The sequence below is a fragment of the Roseibium sp. genome (genome assembly GCF_025698965.1).
Lineage (GTDB): Bacteria > Pseudomonadota > Alphaproteobacteria > Rhizobiales > Stappiaceae > Roseibium.
Genome location: NZ_JAILWL010000051.1, coordinates 1 through 20204 on the forward strand (window position 1 = coordinate 1; position 20204 = coordinate 20204).

Genomic DNA, 20204 nt, shown 5'->3' on the forward strand with positions numbered 1-20204 from the left:
TTCACAGCCGGTGTCACGATGGCAACCGCGGTGATTGCGGCTTCAGTCAGTTCGATGTGACCGTGTTCCATCAGCTTGGTGAAAGTGAAATCATCACCTTCAACCCCGAGAATGGTGTCTTTTTGTACTGGAATACGATCCGAATACATCATGACATAGTCACCGTTTTCGATGCCGCGGGCAGCCGCATCATCGGGATGGATCTCCACCCAGTTTTCCGGCCAGCGCTGGACAATATACGGTCGGCGGCGGTCGTCATAACCGGACTGCCAGCGTTCGTTGATGCGACCGGATGTGACCCACAACTCGTCGTCCTTAGGCTTCAGCCATGCCCAGTAGTCGGAGAAAAGGCTCCATGGTGACTTCTGGATGTTGCACTTGCCGGTCTGCGAGTTGAAGTGTGTCAGCTTCTTGCCGAGGCGGTTTGCACCGGATGGACCGTCGACCGGAAGCTTGCGTTCCGTGTCGTGCAGCCGTTTGGTGCCGACCAGCGTGCCATCATCCTGCAACAGGACCGGGCCCTGGATACCGTTGGTGCCGAACTCGGCCAACTTCTCATGCAGTGTCTTGCCTTCGCGCTGGGCGACGACCTTGACCATGTGGAAGTCCTTGCGGCTGCCGCGCGAGAAGCGGGAGCCTTCTTCCAGAACTTCGTTGGAATTCTTCCAGTCAAAGCCCTTGTAGCCCATGGCCGTTGCCAGTCTGGCGATGATCCACCAGTCCGGTTTGGCTTCCCCCGGAGCATCATAGAATTTCGGATAGAGTCGAATGCGGCGCTCTCCGTTTGCACGGGTGAACGTGTCCTCACCCCAGCCGGCGGCTGGAAAGACAATATCGGCGTAACGTGCACCGATCGGGTCAACCAGGTAGATGTCCTGATTGACAACGACCATGCCACCGCTGTCCACACGCCGCTTCAATGCGTCGATGATTTCCGGCTTGTCGAAGGAACGGATCTGGTGCGGGTTCTGTACCGTCAACTCGTCGAATTTTGCGGCAAGAGACTGGGAGCCGCACATGGACTGGATCCAGGTGTTGCCGATCACATGGGCGAAGCGGGTGTGGCCCGACATCAGATATCGGTCCGTATCCATTGCACGGCGACGACGGCCCGGCAGTTTCTCAGGTGACTTGTTTCGCGGGTATTTGCCGCCGCGCAGACCTCCGCGCTGGTGACCACCTGCACGACCGATGACCTGACCCGGGCGGCCACCGGCCCCGACAATGATGCCGAGAGCGGAGATGGCCTGCGTGTTGCCGGTGTTGTTGGACCAGTAGAAGCCTTTTTCGATCATGACCGAAGTTTTCGGACGGGAACCGTCTTCCTTCGGTTTCGCCATCCATTCGGCGGCAGTGTAGATCTTTTCGACATCAATCTGGGCGATTTCCGCAGCTTTCTCGGGAGCGAACTCGTCCTGGGACAGCAGCCACGTCTTCCAATCATCGAAACCGGCGGTCTGGAATTTGCCCCAGGTTGTGCGCCACTGCCAGGGGGTGTTCCTTGTGCCCTGGCCGAAACCGGAGGAGCTTTCCCACTTGTTGTTGACCCATTTCTGGATCCAGTCGCTGTCTTCCCAGCCGTTTTCCACGATCACGCGGGCAATGGCATTGACGACCAGAAGGTCGGTGCCCGGCTGAATGTCCAGCCACATGCCACCGTTCTTTTCCGCATAGGCGATACCGCCGGTCTTGCGAGGGACCATGAAAATCGCCTTCTGACCGTTCTGGATGCCTGGCATCATCCAGTCGGTGAAGAGGATGGTCTTGGTTTCATAAGGGTCGGTGCCGCAGACGAGTAGCGTTTCGGCGTCTCTCCAGTCTTCGTAGGACGGACCGAAATTGTCGAAGCCAGCATCGCGGAAACCCGGCGTTGAGGTCACATCGGACGGAGTGTCGTGGAACGTGAAATTGGCCGTATTGACGCTGTTCAAGGCGTATTTCGTGATGGCGTAGGTGTTTTCCATATAGCCATACGAGAAGGTCTTGACGCAGTAGGCGTTTTCGCCGTGTTTCCTGATCACATGCTTGCCGACTTCCGCGGCAATCTCCATGGCGAAGTCCCATGTGACCGGCATAAGGACGCCGAACATGCGAACCATCGGAGATTTCAGGCGATCACGGGTCGGGGTCTGCGGGTTGTAGACCTTTTGCGCAATCGCACCGCCACGGATGGAGGAGTTGCCGTTTGGGTTGACGAATTCGGCGTCCTTGTCCGGAATGATGATGACGTGATGCGGTTCACCATTGTGCAGGACAACGTTGTACTGGTTCGGAGCAACCCAGGGTCCGAGGGGGTCGACGGGAAAGTCGACGCCGAATGCATTTTCCTCGGCCCTTTCGCCTCCGACTTTGCCGCCCTTGACCGGCCAGCGATAGATCTTGTACCCGCAAGCTACAATGCAGTAATCGCAAGCCGTCGAGATTACATCCGCATCCACCGGCGGCAGAGGAATGTTCGTCTCCGGGATATAGTAGGGTGTGGACATTATCGGTCTCCTCAGCCCTTGAGATTGTCGTAGCGGCCATAGATCAGGCCGAACATTCCGACGGCGTAGATGTCGTCACCATCCAGCTCCAAAAGCACCTGTGGCAGGCTCTGGTAGGCTTGGCCGGAGATGAAGATGCCGTGACGCGTCAGGTCGAATGTGGTCAGGTGCAACGGACACGGGCCGAGAACCTTGTCTTCGGACTTGTAGGTGCCCTGAAGCGGGCCGCCCTGGTGCGTGCAGGTGTAGTTGAAGGCAACCACGTCCTTGTCCGGTCCAATGCCGCCACCGGCCTCACGGCCGAGTTTCACGAGCATGGATTCCGAATAGGCACCGTCGTCGGGATAGGTGAAGTCGAGTGGTTCGTCTTCCTTCAGTTCGGACAGTTTGCCGATATGCTTGCGCTCATAGGTCGATACGACCGCCGGAATTTTTGCCGAAGACGGTCCAGCCTTCAGCGCGACCATAACCGTAAAGGTGGTGATGCCCGAGGTCAGCAGAAACTGACGGCGGTTCATCAGGCAACGCTTGCCGGTTGTGGCAACTTCCTTCGGGCCGTTGATGGCTTCGATCAGGGCCGGATCGATCGGTTTTTGATGTTTCGTCATAATCCGTCTCCTTAGTTCGAAGCCGCTGGAAGGATGTCGTATTCCGGAAGCTCAGGCTCCTCCATCACGATGCGTTCACCGGAGAGGCTTTCCAGGAAGGCCAGCAGATCGGCTTTCTCGCCGTCATTCAGCCCGAGAGGTTTGATGAGCTCGCTCTTGGTTTCAGCGAACTGGTTTTCACCGCCACCCTGGTTGTAGAACTCGATGACGTCTTCCAGCGTTTCGATCATGCCGTTGTGCATGTATGGCGCCGTGTATTTGGTGTAGCGCAGGGACGGAACACGGAACTTGCCAAGGTGCTGTTTGTCCTTTGCCCGGAAATAGACACCCGGATCGTCCTTGTAGGACCGGTACATTTCTTCCGTGGAACCCTTTGCATAAAGTTCGTACCGGAAGGTGATCTGCGCCAAATCATCATCTTCCCAGCCGTCATATGCCGGAACGCCGAGATTGTAGTATTTCTCGTTGCTCAACAGCGCGCCATTGTGACACTGGGAACAGCCTGCCTTGCCGGTGAACAGGTTCAGGCCTCGTTTCTGGGCGTCGTCAAACGCCGCATCATCACCGCGCATGTAATTGTCGAATGGCGTGTCGGTCTGAACCAGCGTGCGTTCGAATGCGGCGATCGCCATCCAGGCATGGCCGAGACGGGGATATTCCGTTCCGAAGACGTCCTTAAAACGTTCGCGGTATTCCGGAACGAAGGCAAGACGCGCTTCCAGCATGTCGTCTTCGCCGTTTCCGGCAACAGCGCCTTTGGCGGCAGACCTGGCCTGCGCTTCGAGAGACTTGGAAGAGCCAGCCCAGAACAGGTTGCCGTAATAGGCGGAGTTCACAATGGTTTGTGAATTTCGCCAGTGAACCGTTCCGGGATACCCGAGTGAAATCTTGTCCGGGAAATCCCAACCGGCATCCGGAAGATGGCAGGCCGAGCATGGCATGGCACCATTACCGGACAGGCGCGGGTCGAAGAACAGCAACTTGCCGAGCTCGATCTTTTCCGGTGTTTGCGGATTGTCCGCCGGTATGGGCGGATCGCCGAGTGGTGCGAGTTCCTCCGGTCGGTCAGAAGCAATCGCTCCGGTGGCGATCGCAAGCACGGATGCACCTGCAAGAGCCAATGCGGAGACGGTTTTCTTCATGGCTTTTGACATGATCCTGTCTCCTCAGTTTGTCGCGTTTTTCCAGTCGGGAACGACCTGATATTCATAGTCATCCTGTTCCCAGACATAGGCAGGTTGGTTGTAGCTGGTGCCGGACAGCGCCTTCAAAAACTCGACCAGGTCGGCTTTTTCGCCGCGGGTCAGCCCAAGAGGTTCCAGACGGGGATCCTTGTTCGGATCGTCGCCGCCACCCTGGTTGTAGAATTCAACCACATCTTCCAGCGTCGCCAGCATGCCGTTATGCATGTAAGGCGCGGTGTAGGTCAGTTCTCTGAGTGTCGGCGTGGCAAAGGTCCGCTTGGAGCTTTCCGAGTGGTCCCGAATGTAGGCCCCCAGGTCCTCACGTACATTCATGTAGTTTTCAACGCCCATGAATTTCGCATAGGCGACATAAGTCTGGTGACGCAGCGGGTCTGACCAGATGTCCGGATTGTTCGGGACGCCGATATTGTAGGGCATGTCGTCAGTGAAGCGGTCACCGGAGTGGCAGCTTGTGCAACCGGCCTTGCCCTTGAAGTTGACGTAACCCCGCTTGGCGGCTTCGCTCATTTCACCTGTGTCGAACGGAGCACCCGAGGAGGTGATGGATTTCAGGAATTCCTGAAGCGCCGAACGTGCACCGCCATTCGATGGCTCCCCTTTGCCGGCTGCCGCGAACATTTCAACATAGACCGGATCCTGCTTCAGACGCTCCTGCATCATCCGCATGTCCATGTTCATGAGGTAGTCTTCCGTGATCATTTCACGGGAGACGTCGTTCAGGTTTGTACCGAGGCGGCCATCATGCATCCAATTTGCCCGTTGACCCACATTGGCCAGTGTGGGCGTGTTGCGGAAACCTTCCGAACCACTATAGGCAGTGGAAAGCGCCTCGCCATCAGTAAAGGCGAGCTCAGGCATGTGGCAGGACGCGCAGGAAAGATTTGTGTCTCCCGACAGGCGCGCATCGTAGAACAGGCGCTTGCCCAGTTCAGCCAACTCTGGATTCACTTCCAGCGGCGTTACCGGACCCTGGTCAGCGGACCAGGCGGCTGTGGTGGATAGAAGCAGAGCTGCAATACTTGCAGTTAGGCGCATATGACCCTCCGTTGTGGAGGGGAGCATTAACAAACAGTCAGACCGAAACCGGCTCGTGCTGCGACTCCCCTACTGGCAGGCAGTATTCGCCATTCACGAGTCGCGGCATTGATTGCAATCAGCTCGTGCGGTTTTTGGGTATTCCTACGTATGTTTTAGAAGTCGAGCCGATAATTTCGAAAATTCGAAAATAGAAAAGTTTCAGTTATTTGTATTCATTGAGCAAAGTCAAACAAGCGAACCTGATGCGCTCATATACTCCGGTCGAATTTGAGTGGGGCACAAGATGCAATCTCCTATCGGCATGGAAGTTTATGACTATGGCCAGGTTGGCCGCACCGTAGAAAGCGCGTGCGGACTGGAGCATCGTTGTGGTTTCCATGCGCAGGCCTGCATCTGCAGCGAGATGCGTTCAACCTTTGGTGCAGCGCTTCCCAAGGGGACGCATCGTTTCACTCTGGCTGCCGGGGATGAAATCGAACCTGACACGCTTCCCAATTCCCCGGTTATAGGAGTTATGACCGGTGTGGTTGGAATTGTGGCGCATCTCAGCGATGGCAGACGGACGATTACCGGGCTGTTTTTACCAGGTGACTACATAAACCTTGGTTCGCTGAGTCACAGGCTTAACGGGGCGATCACGGCTCTTTCACCAAGCGCAGTTCAGGTGATGGAGCAGCCGGTATTCGATCGGTTGCTGAAACTGTCGAATGTCACGCGCGAGCACTTCATGGATCAGATGAACAGCTTTCTGTTTCAGCTTCTGGACCACAGTAACGACCTGGCGAAAAAGACCCCGATCGAACGTATCGCCGCGTTCATCTTTGAACTCAAACACCGCACGCTTCCACGCAGGAGCACCCAGTTCAACACGGTGTCGATTCCTTTCGGGCGGCGAGATGTTGCCGATTATCTGGGACTTCAGCCGGAAACGGTCAGCCGCGGTTTCACAACGCTGACAAATGAAGGCGTCATCAACCTACCGGAAGCCGACCTGGTCACCATCGAGGACGTACATCGCTTGCGGCAGATCGCAAATGGAGGTCGCCCGCGCAGGCGAGGCCTTTGAAGGAAAACTCACATGACGGAACCCAAGCTTCTTGCTGCAATCAGATATGGGCAGAGCGCCGAAGTCGAACCGGCGCTTGATGCATTTGTTAAGGGGTTGCGGTCTCGTGGTGTTCGTATGGCCGGTTGCTTGCAACGCCAGTTGCCGGATCGTGGCAGCTGTTGTCCGATTTCCCACCTGGAGGACCTTTCGAGCGGTGCAAACACGCGTATCACACAACCACTTGGATCCGGTTCGACCGGATGCCGGTTGGATCCGGGCGCGTTGGCGAATGCCGCGGAGAACTTGAGACGTCAGCTAGACAGCCGGCCCGATATTCTGATCTTGAACCGTTTCGGCAGGGGGGAATCGGAAGGCCGAGGTTTCAGGCCGGTGATTGAACGCGCTGTGGAGCTGGGTATTCCGGTCCTGACGGCGGTTAAGGAACGCTACGTCGGCGAATGGGAAACCTTCAGCGCAGACCTGGCTGCTGACCTTCCGGCTGATCCGGAGCAACTTCTGTCCTGGCTGCTGCCGCAACTGACAAAACACCAGACACAAACCGATACTGAACAGGCTGCGCTGTGATCAAATCTGCAGTTTCGACAATGCGCATGTTGCCTGCGGCGCTTTTGGCAATGTTGCTGATTGGGGGCGCCGCGCTCGCGCAATCCGAGGTGTCAGGCGAAGAAATCGACCAGGTCAGTGATCCGACAGCCGAGCGCGTGCTGGACATGTTCCGGTTCGAACCGGATTTCGTTCGTCTGCCGGTCGGCGGGCGCGTCACTTTCAATAACTCACGCGGCCAGCACACGGTTGTAAGTGCGAAGGGCCTGATTCCGGAGGGCGTGGATAAAATATCCATTGCCAACACCGCTTCCGAGACCCGTACGATGGATGTTCCCGGGCTCTACGTTCTGACCTGCAAGGTTCACGGGCGCTACGGAATGGTCATGCTGATTGCCGTCGGCGAACCGGACACCTGGCAAAACCCGCCATCCAGCTGGGCAAAGTCCCTTCCTGGGCGCGCGGGTGAAAAACTGGATCTTCTTGTGTCCAGACTGGACAAAGAATTCAAGAGTTGACGTAACCCCGATCGGCAATTTACCGCGGGCGGTCGAATAGTGGAAGCAGGCTGCTTCGAACAATGACAAAGCTGAAGTTCTCTCATGGTTGACGCATTTCATTCCTGTAGTGCCCTCAAGGATCAGTTCGGACGTACGGCAAGCTATCTGCGCCTGTCCGTGACAGATAGATGCGATCTCAGATGCACCTATTGCATGGCGGAAAACATGACCTTTCTGCCACGCAAGGATGTTCTGTCCCTGGAGGAGTTGTACCGGTTGTCGACCGTCTTCATCGCTCACGGTATCCGCAAGATCCGGTTGACCGGTGGTGAACCGCTTGTGCGCAAAAACGTCTTGAGCCTGTTTGAGAACCTGTCACGTCATGTGGACAGCGGTGAACTTGACGAACTGACACTGACGACAAACGGGTCATTGCTTTCCCGATATGCCAGGGACCTGGCTGCCTGCGGTGTGAAACGGGTCAATGTGTCTCTCGATACGCTGGATGCAGACCGCTATCGGACGATCACGCGCTGGGGAAGGATCGACCGTGTATTCGCCGGTCTGGAGGCTGCGCAAGAGGCCGGGCTTCGCGTCAAGCTGAATGCCGTTGCGCAAAAGGGGCCCTTTGAGGAAGAACTTAACGATCTGATCCGTTTTGCGCATGAGCGAAACATGGATTTGACGTTGATTGAGGAAATGCCGCTTGGCGGTGCTGCGTCCTGCCGCAGCCTGAGTTTTCTGTCACTTGGAGAGCTGCGTCAAAGGCTGGAAGAGCGGTGGACGCTTGAGCCGCTAAGTGAAACCACGGGTGGTCCGGCAAAATATGTCCGGTTGCGCGAGACCGGTGGGAAACTCGGGTTTATCACACCAATGTCCTGCGATTTCTGTTCCGATTGCAATCGGATCCGTCTCAGCTGCACTGGGCAACTTTACACCTGCATGGGACAGGAAGGTGGTCTGGACCTGCGGGACGCTCTGCGTCAGTCGGATGGCAACGAAACGGTTGCGCAGTTGATCCGCGCGAAGGTTTTTGAAAAGCCGCGCGGGCACGAATTTCATATTGGCGAGAGCGACGTGAGCGGCATCACCCGTTCCATGTCGACGCTTGGAGGCTAGCCCGGATGCGCATCACCATTTTGACGATTTCCGACCGGGCCAGCCGGGGAGAATACGAGGATCTGAGCGGCCCTGCGATTGAGGACTGGTTGCGCAAGACTGTGTCAACGCCGATGGAGATCGAACGACGGATCGTTTCGGACGGTGTTGAAGTGGTGCGCGATGAACTCCTCGAGCTTTGCGATCAACGCGAGGTCGACATGATCCTGACCACAGGTGGAACGGGACCTGCCCCAAGGGACCTGACGCCGGAGGCCATGCAGCAAGTCGTCACCAAACCGCTGCCGGGTTTCGGCGAACTGATGCGGCGGACCAGTTTGGACTATGTCCCGACCGCAATCCTGTCTCGCCAGGAAGCCGGTGTTCGCGGCAAAACATTCATTTTGAACCTGCCGGGATCTCCGGCAAGCATCGATGTCTGTCTGAAAGCGGTCTTTCCGGCGGTTCCCTATTGCCTGGAATTGATCGAAGCCGGGTTCCTGGATACCGATCCGGCGGTTTTGAAATCTCACCGCCCACGCAAATAAGGGTTCAATAGAACCCTTCTTGAGCCATATGTATCGGGATCAGAGACCCATATCCGCGCGGAACGGGTAGAATTGCAGATGGCTGCCAGGTTGCACATCTGTGCAGTCGGCATCGACAACACCGAGGCCGTCGGCCTCGATCAGCGGCAACAGTCGCGCCGATCCGGCTCTGCCGGTTTTCTCAAGCAGTGGTAAGCCTTCTTCGGATGTACCGACGATGTTGCAGGGGAAAAACTCCCGGCGTCCGGGGCGACGTGTCCATTCAAACGCAGCCTTGGCATTCTGTACCAGCGGGTCACGGCGTGTTGCACCGGAAAGACCGTCGATAATCGGGCGACCGAGCAGCAGGAAATCGACGAAACAGGCCAGTGGGTTGCCGGGCAGACCGAGGTAAACCGCATTGCCTATTTTGCCGAGAGCGACCGGTTTGCCGGGTTTGATCGCCATGCGCCAGCTTTCAATACTGCCACCTGCGGCAACGACAGCCGGTTTCAGATGATCTTCCTCACCAACCGAGACCCCGCCCGACGTGATGATGAGGTCATGGGTTCTGGCAGCGTTTTTCAGTGTTGCCGTGATTGCCTCAAGATTGTCGCGCTCGATACCGAGATCGGTAATCTCGGTGCGGTTCGAAGAAAGGAGCGCACGCAGCATTGGCCGGTTGGTGTCGAAGATGTGGCCAGGTCCCATGCCGACGCCGGTGTCGCGTAGTTCATTGCCTGTCGAGAGGACCGCGACCCGGACTTTACGCACTACGCCCGCATTTTGAAGGCCGCTTGCGGTCAAAAGAGCCGTATGGCGCGCATCAAGCCGGGTCCCGGCGCGAACCAATGTGTCGAAAGCCCGGACATCCTCACCGGTTCGCCGGACATTGTCGCCCACGGGAACTTCGAAAGTGGGGCTGACATAGCCACTCTCAACGCTTGCATGCTCCTGCATGACCACACATTCCGTGCCTTCCGGCACCGGAGCTCCGGTCATGATCCGAATGGCTTCGCTTTTGTTGAGCGCATCTTTCGGTGTTTCGCCCGCAGTGAGCCGCCCGACGATCCTGAAGGATCCCTTGCCGCTTGAACCCAGGGCATAACCATCGACTGCCGAGTGGTCATGTATCGGTAGAGAGAACAGTGAAACCGTATCGCCCGCGCTCACACGTCCAACAGCATCCGGCAGCGCGACGACTTCGGTTTCGACAATTCTTGAGCAGAGCTGCAGAGCTCGTTCTGCCGTTGTTTCAATACTCGAGAGCTTTTGGCTTCTTTCCGTGTCGCGATCGCAGCAACCGGCTTGAACGAGAGGTTCCATCGACGTCTATCCAGTCAAATTCGAGCGGGCCTGCGGGGACCCTGATTGTGCGAATAATAGCCTCTTTGCTTGAAGTTTCTCTTGATCTCAGTCAATGGAGCGGAGGTCTGCAAGCCCACCTATCCTCACTCAACTGACGACCTTCACACAGGTTCTGTTTTTTTCGACGTTTTCAATAGCGTCTTCAGGTTCAGATCCGGTGATGCAACTTCATCTGCCGCCGGTGACCTGCCGTCTGCCAGCATGCGCCTGGCAATCGAGAAGGCTTTCGGGTCATTCAAGACTTCAACCGCTTTCAGATTGTCATCATGATAGTGCCAGAAAGACGTTCCAGAGGGCGTTTGCCGGTTGACAGTGGTCATGCTTGGGTGAAAGAGACCGGCAATCTGAACAAGGTGGTCAAACTGTTCGGACCAGAAGGTTGGTAGCGGACGGTAGTTCTTGTTCGCACCGAGAATGTTTTCGGCGACCGTTTCGGCCTGTTCGATTGCGTTCTGCACGTTCTCCAGTCGCAGCACCCGTCCTTCGAATTCGAAGGATGCGCAATCACCCGCTGCCCAGATGCCCGGACGACTCGTCAGTCCCAGAGCATTGACTGAAATGCCGTTATGCAATTCAAGGCCGGCTGCTTCCGCCAGGCCGGTCCGCGGTGAAACACCCACTCCGACGACAACGATGTCTGCACGGATTTTCGTGCCGTCCTGCAGGGTCACATTTTGGACAGCTTTCCTTCCCGATAATTTTGCGACACCGGCGCACTCGATAATGCGAACACCGTTATCCCGGTGCCATCGTCCGATCTCGTTTGAAAGAGGCATTGAAGCGACACGTTTCAGGATACGGTCGTCCCGTTCGATGACCGTGACTTCAAGACCTTTGACCCTGGCCGTTGCAGCCAGTTCCATGCCGATGTAACCACCACCGACAATGACGAGCGACGTCCCCGGCTGGAGATGAGCGTGCAGTGCATTTGCATCCTCGACATCCCGGAGATGGAAGATCTGCTCGAGGCCGTTTGTGATCGCTTCAGGAAGCCGGCGCGCAGAAGAACCTGTGGCCAACACAAGATGGTCAAAGTCGATACGTTCCTTTCCGGCTTGAAGAAATCTTGCCTCGGGATCGATGGCGTCGACACGTGTGTTCAACCGCAATTCCACCCGACACTCGGTCCAGAATTCTTCCGGCAGTATCGCCACGAGTTTTCCGGCTGTGTGGTTTTGCAGGTGCTTCTTGGACAGAGGAGGACGCTCATATGGTGGCACAGTTTCCTGCGAGATCATCAGGAGTTCGCCGTCAAATCCGAGCTGCCGGAGTTTGGAAACAACCGATGCACCTGCCTGTCCGCCTCCAACTATGACGACACGCATTGTTCAACTGCCTTTGAGTGCCAATGAATCGGCTGCGGTGACGGTACGCAGAGAAAACCTGGCAATCCAATCGTAAATCCGCCTCATGAAGGTTCTCCGATGTCAATGAAGACGGTCCCGTTCTCAACCTTCACCGGATATATCTTGAGTTTGATGCAGGCTGGAGATCGCCGAGGCGCCCCGGTCCTGTAGTCGAACTGACCATTGTGCATCGGACACTCGATGATGTGACCCATGACAAGGCCGTCCGACAGATGCACTTCCTCATGTGTGCACAGACCTGCGGTGCAGTAGTATTCGTCGTCCGGGCTGCGGTAGATCGCGAAAGTCTGCTCATTGTGGTCAAAGCGGATGAGATCTTCGTTCTCGACATCCTCTGCGGCACAGGCCTCAATCCAGGTCGCCATGATCGCTTTCTCCTACTCGGCAGCCTGCAACACGGGACGCTGATAGTCCGGTGTCGGCATGGCATCGGCCGGCAGTGGCCGCTTGATATAGAAATTCGGGTCGGTTTGCTGCTTCAGCACGGCAGGGATCATTTCCCTGTAGGCAGCCCAGAGCGAGGGGTAGGCCAGCGGGCAATCGGCCTTGATTTCCTCATGAAGCGCCGGGAGTGCATGAAATGGCACCATGGGATACATGTGGTGTTCCACATGATAGTTCATGTTGGAATAGATGAACTGGAAGAACGGGTTAAGATAGACCGTTCGAGAGTTCATGCGATGGTCCGGAACGTCTTCTGCCAATCCCGCATGCTGAGTTGTTGCCATAATATGGTGCAGCCAGGAGCCATAAAATGTCGGCAGACCCACCAGCATCAACGGCAACCAACTCTGTAGTGAGATGGACAGGCCGGCAATCGAAACAAGAATTGCGAGTTGAATGCGGGACGCCCAAAAGGCCTTGTTTCGGTCTGCTTCGATCAGAAAGTCCTTCTGTTCTTCGGTCAGTTTTCCGAAGCTGAGTTTCAGCATCTTGTTCAATTCACCGGTCAGTGCCGGGATGTAAAGCAGATTAGATATCCAGACACCAATGCTCGGCGGCCGCGGGAACGCAATCTCCGGGTCCCGTCCGACGATGACCGTATCCGTATGGTGGCGTGTATGGCTCCAGCGCCAAAGATACGGGTTTCGCAGCGACATGAAGGAGGCTGCCTGGTAGAAAAAGTTGTTCAGCCACTGTGTCTTGAAGACAGTTCCATGGCCGCATTCATGCCAGCGGCTATCTGCTCCGGACCCATAAAAAACACCGTAAAGAATAGCGATCGGGAATGCCCAGACTGTTCCCCAGGTCACGATCAGCAAGGCACCGAGCGCAAGCACAAATCCCAACCAGATACTGTAGTTGACCATGCTCGGCCTGTCGGACCTCTTCATAAGTTCCTTTAGGCGTTTTCGCGGTATCCGGGAGCTGTACCATTCGCTGGGTGTAAAGCCTGGGCCTGAATTCGGTCCTGTCAGGCTGTAGTCGCGCTTGTCAGCGGCATTGGCCGTCATGGTTTTCCTCTCCCGATTTCATTTGGGGGGCTCCTCAAGATAGTGCGAGAAGATCAGAGAAATCCGTGATTGGGTCAACGCGAGCTTGATAAAAACTATCAAATCTCTCAAATTAGTCTCAAGAATGAATGATGGAAAGTATCAAATGCGCCGCAAAGTTACGCTTCAAGACATCGCCCGAAAGGCAGATGTGGGAATTGCAACAGTTGACAGGGTGCTGAACGGGCGGGCGCCCGTAACCAAAGCCACGGCGGACCGCGTGCTGTCCGCAGCCAGGGAACTTGGCTATCACGGGCAGGGCGCAATGCAACGGCGGGTCGAGCAACTCGTCCCGCACAGAAGGCTGGGCTTCATTCTTCAAAAGAAAAACAAGTGGTTCTATCAGGCATTGGCCGACGGCGTCGTTCGTTCGGCACCTGATCTTAAAAAAATCAGAGCAACCGCCGAAATTCGCTTTGTCGAAAGCCTGTCGCCAGATGATCTTGCCGAAGCTCTGCTTGCGATGGCGGACAAAGCCGATGCGATCGCCTTTGTTTCCATAGACCATCCGAAGGTTCATGCAGCGATCCAGCAATGCAAAAAGAGAGCCGTTCCGGTTTTCTCGTTGCTCAGTCCGCTGAGTTCGCCTGACCTGGCAGGCTATATCGGGATTGACGGGCGGAAAGCAGGTCGGACGGCCGGCTGGGCAATGGCGCGATTTTCGAAGCAGGTTGGAGAAATCGGAATTCTAGTTGGTTCTCACCGGTATCTCGGACATGAGGCGCTTGAGGCCGGCTTTCGCAGTGCCCTCCGGGAATACGCTCCGGACGTCGGATTGCGGGACTCCCTGGTTTATCTAGACGATGCAGCCGTCGCCTATGAAGCAACACTGGAACTGCTTGCCGCTGCTCCCGATCTCAAGGGTCTCTATCATTGCGGTGGTGGCGTCAGGGGTGTCCTCAAGGCACTCAGGGAAACCAAACGCAATGAAGAGGTTTTTTACATATGCCACGAAAAAAGCCCGCATGTGGATGAAGGATTGCTGGATGGTTCGGTCGATCTTTCAATTGCCAATCCAGTCGAAAGCACTGTTGCCCGATCATTAGCGGTCATGGAGAGGGTTTTGAGCGGGAAACCGGCCGGGTTTTTAAACGAAATCATCGATTTCCAGTTGATCACACCTGAAAATGTTTAAGGCAGGTCCGACAAGGTTTCTCAGCCGAAGGTTGCGCCCATCATGTTCTCCCGTGTGATGATCTCCGTCGGGATCAACCGGATCTGATAGGATCTGTTTTCCAGCCGGGCGATCAGGGCGTCAACGGCGCGCCCCGCCGCGCGCTTCATGTTCTGGTGCAATACAAGGTCCATTGTTCCGTCGAGCAGATACCCTTGGGTCTTTGGTGTCAGGTTGTGGCCGAAGAACGTGATTTCGTGCTGGCGTCCAGCCTCTCTTAACGCCTTGGCAATGCCTTCGTTGCCGCCACCGACATTGTAGATCCCAATCAGGTCCGGTTTGCTTTCCAGGATCTTGCGGACCTCGGTGTAGTTGCCATCGATATCGTCGTGGCCGCTATAGGTCGAGACCACTTCCAGATGGGGAAAGTCGCGCCGTAGGCATGCTCTGAACCCCATTTCCCGGTCTTCATGCACCCTGTAAATCTGACCGCCGGAGACAACGGCGACCGCGCCTTTCTGCCGTTCGAACCGCCCCATCAGATAGCCTGCCGTTTTGCCGGCCGCCCGATTGTCCATACCGACAAAGCCGGCAAGTGCGGGGGTTTCCAGTCCCGAGATGAGCGTCAGGCAAGGTATGTCGAGATGCGCGAGTTCCTCAACAGCGTGCCGTACCCGTGGGTCGTCCAGCGCCTGAAACGCAATGGCATCGATTCCCTGACCCGCGCAAGCCTGCAGCTTTCTGGCGAGAACGGCCGGTTCCATCTTCTTTGTAAAAACGCACTCGATTGTTGCGTTGCCCCGGGCTCCGAACTCCTGAAAACATGCAGCCAGATATTCCGTGGACGGGCCGGCCTCACCCGGGAGAAACACCTTCAGCCGCCAGGGACGCGACCGGGATTTGATGGGTTCACCGGTTTCGATTGCCGCCTTTGCCTGCTCGACCCGTTGGCGGGTTGCAGGGCTGACATTCGGACGATCATTGAGGACGCGATCGACGGTTGCGGTGCCGACACCGGCCAAACGGGCAATTTCAGCGATTCTGGCCCTGCGTTTGAGTTGATCTGGATTGGTCACGTCAATACTCCATCAATTTCCATCAAGTTTACATAAATTGAAGTACATGAAAGCATCAAAAAACATCAATTACGTCAAATTGGTGTTTTTATCTTGCTAAGTAGGCTGGCTGAGCAGAGAAAAAGGCATCGTATGATCATCGTCTAACGGGAGGAGAACAGATGATGAAGGGGATTAAATATCTCGCCAGCGTAGCGGTCACCGCCTTGATGGTGTCGAGCGCCACCGCGGCCGACTTCACATTCAAATACGGTAATGAGCAGCCGGAAAGCGCGATCCGTTCGCAATCCATGAAGTTTTTTGAAGAGGAGCTGGAGAAGCGGTCGGATGGCCGTATCGAAGTCGAGAACTTCTTTGGCGGCGTGCTCGGTAACGAGCGCGAAATGATGGATCAGGTGACGACGGGCATTCTTCAAGGAACACGTGGTGGATTCTTTGCCGACGCCAATCCGGCTTTCAATATCTATCAGCTGCCGTTCCTGGTCGCGAACTGGGACGAAATGCAGTGCCTGGTTGCCAGCGACTTCACAAACGGCATTGAGGCCGGAGCGGAAACAAACGGCTATCATGTGCCGGCAACAGGCATCAGTCAGGGGTTTCGCGCCTACACCAACAATGTGCGCCCGATCACCAAGGTTGAAGACCTGAATGGGCTGAAAATCCGCGAACCGCAAAGCGACCTCATGATCGCAACCGGAACAGCCATCGGGTCCAACCCGATTGCCATGCCGTTCTCTGAAGCCTATCAGGCCTTCAAGCAGGGAGTGATCGACGGACAACATAACCCGCCGCAGAATATCTGGGACTTCAAGATCCACGAAGTTCAGAAATACATGACCCTGTCCAACCATATGACCGGTCCGGATCCATTGATTGTCAACAAGGCCTGGTATGATGGATTGCCGGACGATCTGAAGCAGATTTTCGACGAGGTTGCCGTCGAGGCGATGAAGAAGTCCGACGACCTTTACCGGGAAGCGGAGGGTAATGTGATCAATGAACTCGGTAAGTTCATGGAAATCAATACGCTTACGCCGGAAGCTCTGGCCGGGTTTCAGGAAGCCGTAAAGCCGGTTTATGACCAGATGATCGAAGCCGGACATTTTTCGGCGGGTGACATCGATGCCGCGCGGGCGGCGGCCGCATCCTGCAGCTAACCCTTAAATCACTGCTCCGGCCGTTTTTCGAACGGCCGGAGATGTCCTTGTCATTGGGGGAGAGCATGGATTTTCTCATCGCGCTGGACCGGCAACTCACGCGCATTCTGGAATGGCTTCTCATTGCGCTGTTTGCAGTGTTTCTGGTTCTCGTTTGCCTGCTGGTCGTCCTGAGATACGGATTCAGCTCATCGATTTACGGTGGCAACGAGTTCATCACGATTGCATTTCTGTTCACCAGTGCGATTGGCGGGGCGGTGTGCATCACCAAGCGTGAACATATCGCCATAACCTTCTTCATCGACATGCTGCCGTACCAGGCCAAGAAGTTGACCTACATTCTCGGGCTGGCCCTGGTCGGCGTAATCAATGGTGCCATGGTTTATTATTCAATCGGCTGGATTTCTCTGGCCGGGCACAACCCATGGCAGCCCTTTGGCTGGCCGCAAGGGCTTGTGCATGCTTCAGTTCCGATCGGCTGCGGGTTGGCAGTCTTTTATTGTGTGGTGAAGATCATCCTGACCGCAGCCGGTCGGGAAAGCATCGACATCCTCTGGATGCCGGAGGACTGACACGATGCTGATCCTGCTTGCCAGCCTGTTTCTGCTGCTCTTCATCGGTGTTCCGATTGCCTATGCGCTTGGACTGTCCGCACTCGCCTATTTCATGGTTGAACAGCCAATGCTGATCGGCGTTTTGCCGCAACGGTTCTTCGCGGGGATCAACAGCTATGCGCTGATCTCCCTGCCGCTCTTCATCCTGATGGGATTTGTGATGAACTCGGGCGGCATCACCGGCCGATTGCTCGACATTTCAAATTTCTTCGTAGGACGGTTAAAGGGCGGGTTGGGCCTTGTGAACGTTGTTGCCTCGATGGTGTTCGGCGGGATTTCAGGCTCCGCGGCTTCGGATACCGCTTCCATCGGTTCGGTGCTGATCCCGGAAATGAAGAAGCGCGGCTACCCGGTGCAGTTTGCCGCCGGTATCACGGTTGCGTCCTCTACCATGGGCATGATTATTCCGCCGTCTGTTGCCATGGTGATCTATGCGATCGCGGCGCAGGAGTCCGTCGGCCAACTTTTTCTGGGCGGCGTCATCCCGGGTATCATGGTCGGTGTCTTCCAGCTCGGTATCGTCTGGTACCTGTCGAAGAAGAATGACTATCCGACCGAAGCAGTGCCATTCACGCTCGCAGAAGCCTGGCGGCAGATCCGGCGTTCGGCCGTGGTTGCCATCATGCCGCTGCTGATCGTCGGATCCGTTGTGTTTGGCATTGCAACACCGACCGAAACCGCCGGCATGGCCGTCGCCTACGGGATTTTGATCGGATTTCTGATCGTTGGCCTTGCTTCCGTCAAGCAGTTGCCGGATGCCATGCGCGCGGCAATCCTGACCAGTGCCAAAATCATGATGATCATAGCCTTTTCCCAGCTTTACATCTGGGTGCTGGCGCTGGAGCGGGTTCCGGATACGCTGGCCGCCTATGTCATCAGTCTGGACCTTGGACCAGTTGCGCTGATGCTTGTCATTACGGCGGTCATTCTGGTTGCCGGCACATTCATCGACGTCAGTCCCGCCATTCTGCTTCTGACCCCGGTGCTGCTGCCGGCGGCGCAGTCGGTCGGTATCTCCGGTGTTCATTTCGGTGTGGTGATGGTTTCGGGTCTGGCGGTGGGGGCTTGTACGCCGCCTGTCGGCAATTGCCTGAATGTCTGTGCCGCGATCGCCAGGCTGGGGATCGGTGAGATCTTCCTCGGGGCTGCGCCGTTTCTGATGGCGAACGTCCTTGTGCTCATTCTGATGTGCATCTTCCCTCAGCTGGTTCTCTGGATTCCAGGTCTGTTCTACTGAGGAAAGTTTTGGGCAAGCGGAGTGTCTTCTGGACCTGCCCGGCGTCGGTTGACGCCCGAAACCTCCGCAAGAGCCGACACCCTTGGCAGGGTGCCAGAAAAGAAACGCCGGTGTGCCCGGATGAAATAGGAAATGAAAATGTTACGCGCAGGTGTCATCGGATTGGGGGATATGGGCAGCGGGCTTGCCAAGAACCTGATCAAGAACGACTTCGAGACCTCCGGCTTTGACCTCAGCGAGCAGCGTATGTCCGTCTTTCGCGAATTGGGGGGAAGGGCTGCGGCAAGCGTCGCAGAGGTCGCGCGGTCCGCGGATGTGGTTTTCGTCATGGTCATGAATGGCGGGCAGGCCCGGCAGGTGGTACTCGGTGAGGACGGCCTCGTCGACAACATGAAACCGGGCGGTGTTGTGGTGCTGACCGCAACGATCAAACCGTCTGAAGCCCGCGAAATCGGGTCAGCCATGGCCGGGTCCGGTATCGAGCTGATCGACAGTCCGGTCTCGGGTGGTTTCCCCGGTGCGCAGGGCGGTACGCTGACGATGATGGCGGCGGGCGCCCCGGCGGTTCTTGAAAAGGCGCGACCGGTGATGGAAGCCGTCTCGCAGACCATTCATATCGTCGGAGACAAGGCCGGTGACGGCCAGACGGTCAAGTCTTGCCTTCAGTCTCTGATCGGATCCATCTTCTCCGCGACTTTCGAGGCCGCCGCTCTTGCCGCCAAGGCCGGAGTGCCCGGAGAAGTCATCTACAATGTCTTTTCTACATCCGGGGCCGGGTGCGGCGTTTCAAAGACGGCGCTGGAAAACATAATCGACAGGAAATTCGAAGGCACCGGCAGCCATATCGCGACGATGCACAAGGATCTGACAATTGCGCTTGATCTGGCCGAGCAGCTGGAGGTTCCGATGCAGACCGCTTCGACAGCCATGCAGATCTTTCATGCGGGCAAATCCAAATATCCGAACGGCGACAACTGGGTGTGTACCCGGGTGATTGAAGAAATCATCGGCGCCGAACTGCACCGTTGAGCCTGGAGAGAAACATGAAACTGGGTGTCATATGCGACGGCATCAGCCGTGACCTGAAACACGCGCTGGCCGTTATGGACGAATTCGGTCTCGATTATGCCGAACTGCAATTTGTCGGAGACAAGGAAGTCGGCGATCACAGCAGGGACGAGATTGCTCAGATCAAGTCACTGCTGGAAGGGCACGGGAAACCTGTCAGCTGCCTGTCCCGGCACGTTTTTGCCGGAATGACGGCGGCAAACAAACCGGGTGATGAACTGCACACCACGCACATGGATGCGCTGAAGCGCGTCATGGAAATGGCTCATATCGTCGGTGCGCCTCTCGTGCGGATCATGACCAACAAAAAGGAACAGATCCTTTGGGGGAAGGGCGGTGCGGAAAAGTGGAATGTCGCCAAGGGCGCCTGGGATGCGACCCTGCCGTTGATCGCGCCCGCGGTTGATCTGGCCAAGGCGGAAGGTCTAACCCTGGTGGTGGAAACGGGCAATGGCACCATGGTCAATTCCAGTTACACAGGCCGCAAACTGATCGACGATCTGGGTGCCAAGGGCACGTTGAAGGTTCTTTGGGATCCGGCGAACAATTGCTGGTGTCATGAGCTGGCGTATCCGGATGGTTATGAAGAGCTGCGAGACGGTTATCTCGGCCATGTCCACATCAAGGATGTTCTGG

Annotated in this window: 20 protein-coding genes; 11 read left to right on the plus strand and 9 right to left on the minus strand. The window is 56.3% G+C overall.

Annotated elements, in window-relative coordinates:
* The 4 genes from K5905_RS06250 to K5905_RS06265 all read right to left on the minus strand — a co-directional run.
* The coding region (locus tag K5905_RS06250) for an arsenate reductase (azurin) large subunit (RefSeq protein WP_297581473.1) at window positions 1-2486 on the minus strand (2486 nt) is incomplete at its 3' end.
* An 11-nt stretch (window positions 2487-2497) separates the two neighbouring features.
* Window positions 2498-3094, minus strand: a complete 597-nt coding sequence (locus tag K5905_RS06255) for an arsenate reductase (azurin) small subunit (protein ID WP_297581475.1) — start codon at window positions 3092-3094, stop codon at window positions 2498-2500.
* 11 nt (window positions 3095-3105) lie between these two features.
* Complete coding sequence (locus tag K5905_RS06260) at window positions 3106-4248, minus strand: cytochrome c peroxidase (RefSeq protein WP_297581477.1); 1143 nt, start codon at window positions 4246-4248, stop codon at window positions 3106-3108.
* A 12-nt stretch (window positions 4249-4260) separates the two neighbouring features.
* On the minus strand, window positions 4261-5334 hold the full coding sequence (locus tag K5905_RS06265; protein WP_297581479.1) for a cytochrome c peroxidase: 1074 nt from the start codon (window positions 5332-5334) through the stop codon (window positions 4261-4263).
* 286 nt (window positions 5335-5620) lie between these two features.
* Between K5905_RS06265 and K5905_RS06270 the strand changes: the two genes are divergently transcribed.
* From K5905_RS06270 to mog, 5 genes are all read left to right on the plus strand, one after another.
* Window positions 5621-6403: a Crp/Fnr family transcriptional regulator gene (locus K5905_RS06270; protein WP_297581482.1), complete on the plus strand. Its 783-nt coding sequence runs from the start codon at window positions 5621-5623 to the stop codon at window positions 6401-6403.
* Window positions 6404-6415: 12 nt separating this feature from the next.
* Window positions 6416-6970 (plus strand): DUF2478 domain-containing protein, encoded by a 555-nt coding sequence (locus K5905_RS06275; protein WP_297581484.1) that lies wholly within the window; start codon window positions 6416-6418, stop codon window positions 6968-6970.
* A gap of 20 nt (window positions 6971-6990) precedes the next feature.
* Window positions 6991-7467 (plus strand): plastocyanin/azurin family copper-binding protein, encoded by a 477-nt coding sequence (locus K5905_RS06280; protein WP_297581486.1) that lies wholly within the window; start codon window positions 6991-6993, stop codon window positions 7465-7467.
* An 84-nt stretch (window positions 7468-7551) separates the two neighbouring features.
* Window positions 7552-8568: a GTP 3',8-cyclase MoaA gene (gene moaA / locus K5905_RS06285; RefSeq protein ID WP_297581489.1), complete on the plus strand. Its 1017-nt coding sequence runs from the start codon at window positions 7552-7554 to the stop codon at window positions 8566-8568.
* Between the two features lie 5 nt (window positions 8569-8573).
* Complete coding sequence (mog, locus tag K5905_RS06290; RefSeq protein ID WP_297581492.1) at window positions 8574-9095, plus strand: molybdopterin adenylyltransferase; 522 nt, start codon at window positions 8574-8576, stop codon at window positions 9093-9095.
* Between the two features lie 39 nt (window positions 9096-9134).
* Here the strand turns inward: mog and glp are convergent, their stop codons facing one another.
* From glp to K5905_RS06310, 4 genes are all read right to left on the minus strand, one after another.
* Window positions 9135-10400, minus strand: coding sequence for a gephyrin-like molybdotransferase Glp (glp, locus tag K5905_RS06295; protein WP_297581495.1), 1266 nt, complete (start codon window positions 10398-10400; stop codon window positions 9135-9137).
* 143 nt (window positions 10401-10543) lie between these two features.
* A complete protein-coding gene (locus K5905_RS06300) occupies window positions 10544-11767 on the minus strand; it encodes an FAD-dependent oxidoreductase (protein ID WP_297581498.1) in 1224 nt (407 codons plus the stop codon).
* Between the two features lie 83 nt (window positions 11768-11850).
* Window positions 11851-12174, minus strand: a complete 324-nt coding sequence (locus K5905_RS06305) for a MocE family 2Fe-2S type ferredoxin (protein ID WP_297581501.1) — start codon at window positions 12172-12174, stop codon at window positions 11851-11853.
* Window positions 12175-12186: 12 nt separating this feature from the next.
* Entirely contained in the window at window positions 12187-13263 is a 1077-nt protein-coding gene (locus tag K5905_RS06310; protein ID WP_297581504.1) for a fatty acid desaturase, read from the minus strand.
* A 145-nt stretch (window positions 13264-13408) separates the two neighbouring features.
* Here K5905_RS06310 and K5905_RS06315 point away from each other — a divergent pair, with 145 nt between their 5' ends.
* On the plus strand, window positions 13409-14437 hold the full coding sequence (locus K5905_RS06315; protein ID WP_297581507.1) for a LacI family DNA-binding transcriptional regulator: 1029 nt from the start codon (window positions 13409-13411) through the stop codon (window positions 14435-14437).
* A 20-nt stretch (window positions 14438-14457) separates the two neighbouring features.
* Here the strand turns inward: K5905_RS06315 and K5905_RS06320 are convergent, their stop codons facing one another.
* Window positions 14458-15492 carry a LacI family DNA-binding transcriptional regulator gene (locus tag K5905_RS06320; protein ID WP_297581510.1) on the minus strand — a complete coding sequence of 345 codons (1035 nt, stop codon included), beginning with the start codon at window positions 15490-15492 and terminating at the stop codon, window positions 14458-14460.
* A gap of 164 nt (window positions 15493-15656) precedes the next feature.
* Between K5905_RS06320 and K5905_RS06325 the strand changes: the two genes are divergently transcribed.
* The 5 genes from K5905_RS06325 to K5905_RS06345 all read left to right on the plus strand — a co-directional run.
* Complete coding sequence (locus K5905_RS06325) at window positions 15657-16649, plus strand: TRAP transporter substrate-binding protein (protein ID WP_297581513.1); 993 nt, start codon at window positions 15657-15659, stop codon at window positions 16647-16649.
* Between the two features lie 65 nt (window positions 16650-16714).
* Window positions 16715-17221, plus strand: coding sequence for a TRAP transporter small permease (locus K5905_RS06330; protein WP_297581516.1), 507 nt, complete (start codon window positions 16715-16717; stop codon window positions 17219-17221).
* A 4-nt stretch (window positions 17222-17225) separates the two neighbouring features.
* Window positions 17226-18500, plus strand: a complete 1275-nt coding sequence (locus tag K5905_RS06335) for a TRAP transporter large permease (RefSeq protein WP_297581518.1) — start codon at window positions 17226-17228, stop codon at window positions 18498-18500.
* Between the two features lie 132 nt (window positions 18501-18632).
* Entirely contained in the window at window positions 18633-19529 is an 897-nt protein-coding gene (locus K5905_RS06340; RefSeq protein ID WP_297581521.1) for an NAD(P)-dependent oxidoreductase, read from the plus strand.
* A 14-nt stretch (window positions 19530-19543) separates the two neighbouring features.
* The coding region (locus K5905_RS06345) for a TIM barrel protein (RefSeq protein WP_297581524.1) at window positions 19544-20204 on the plus strand (661 nt) is incomplete at its 3' end.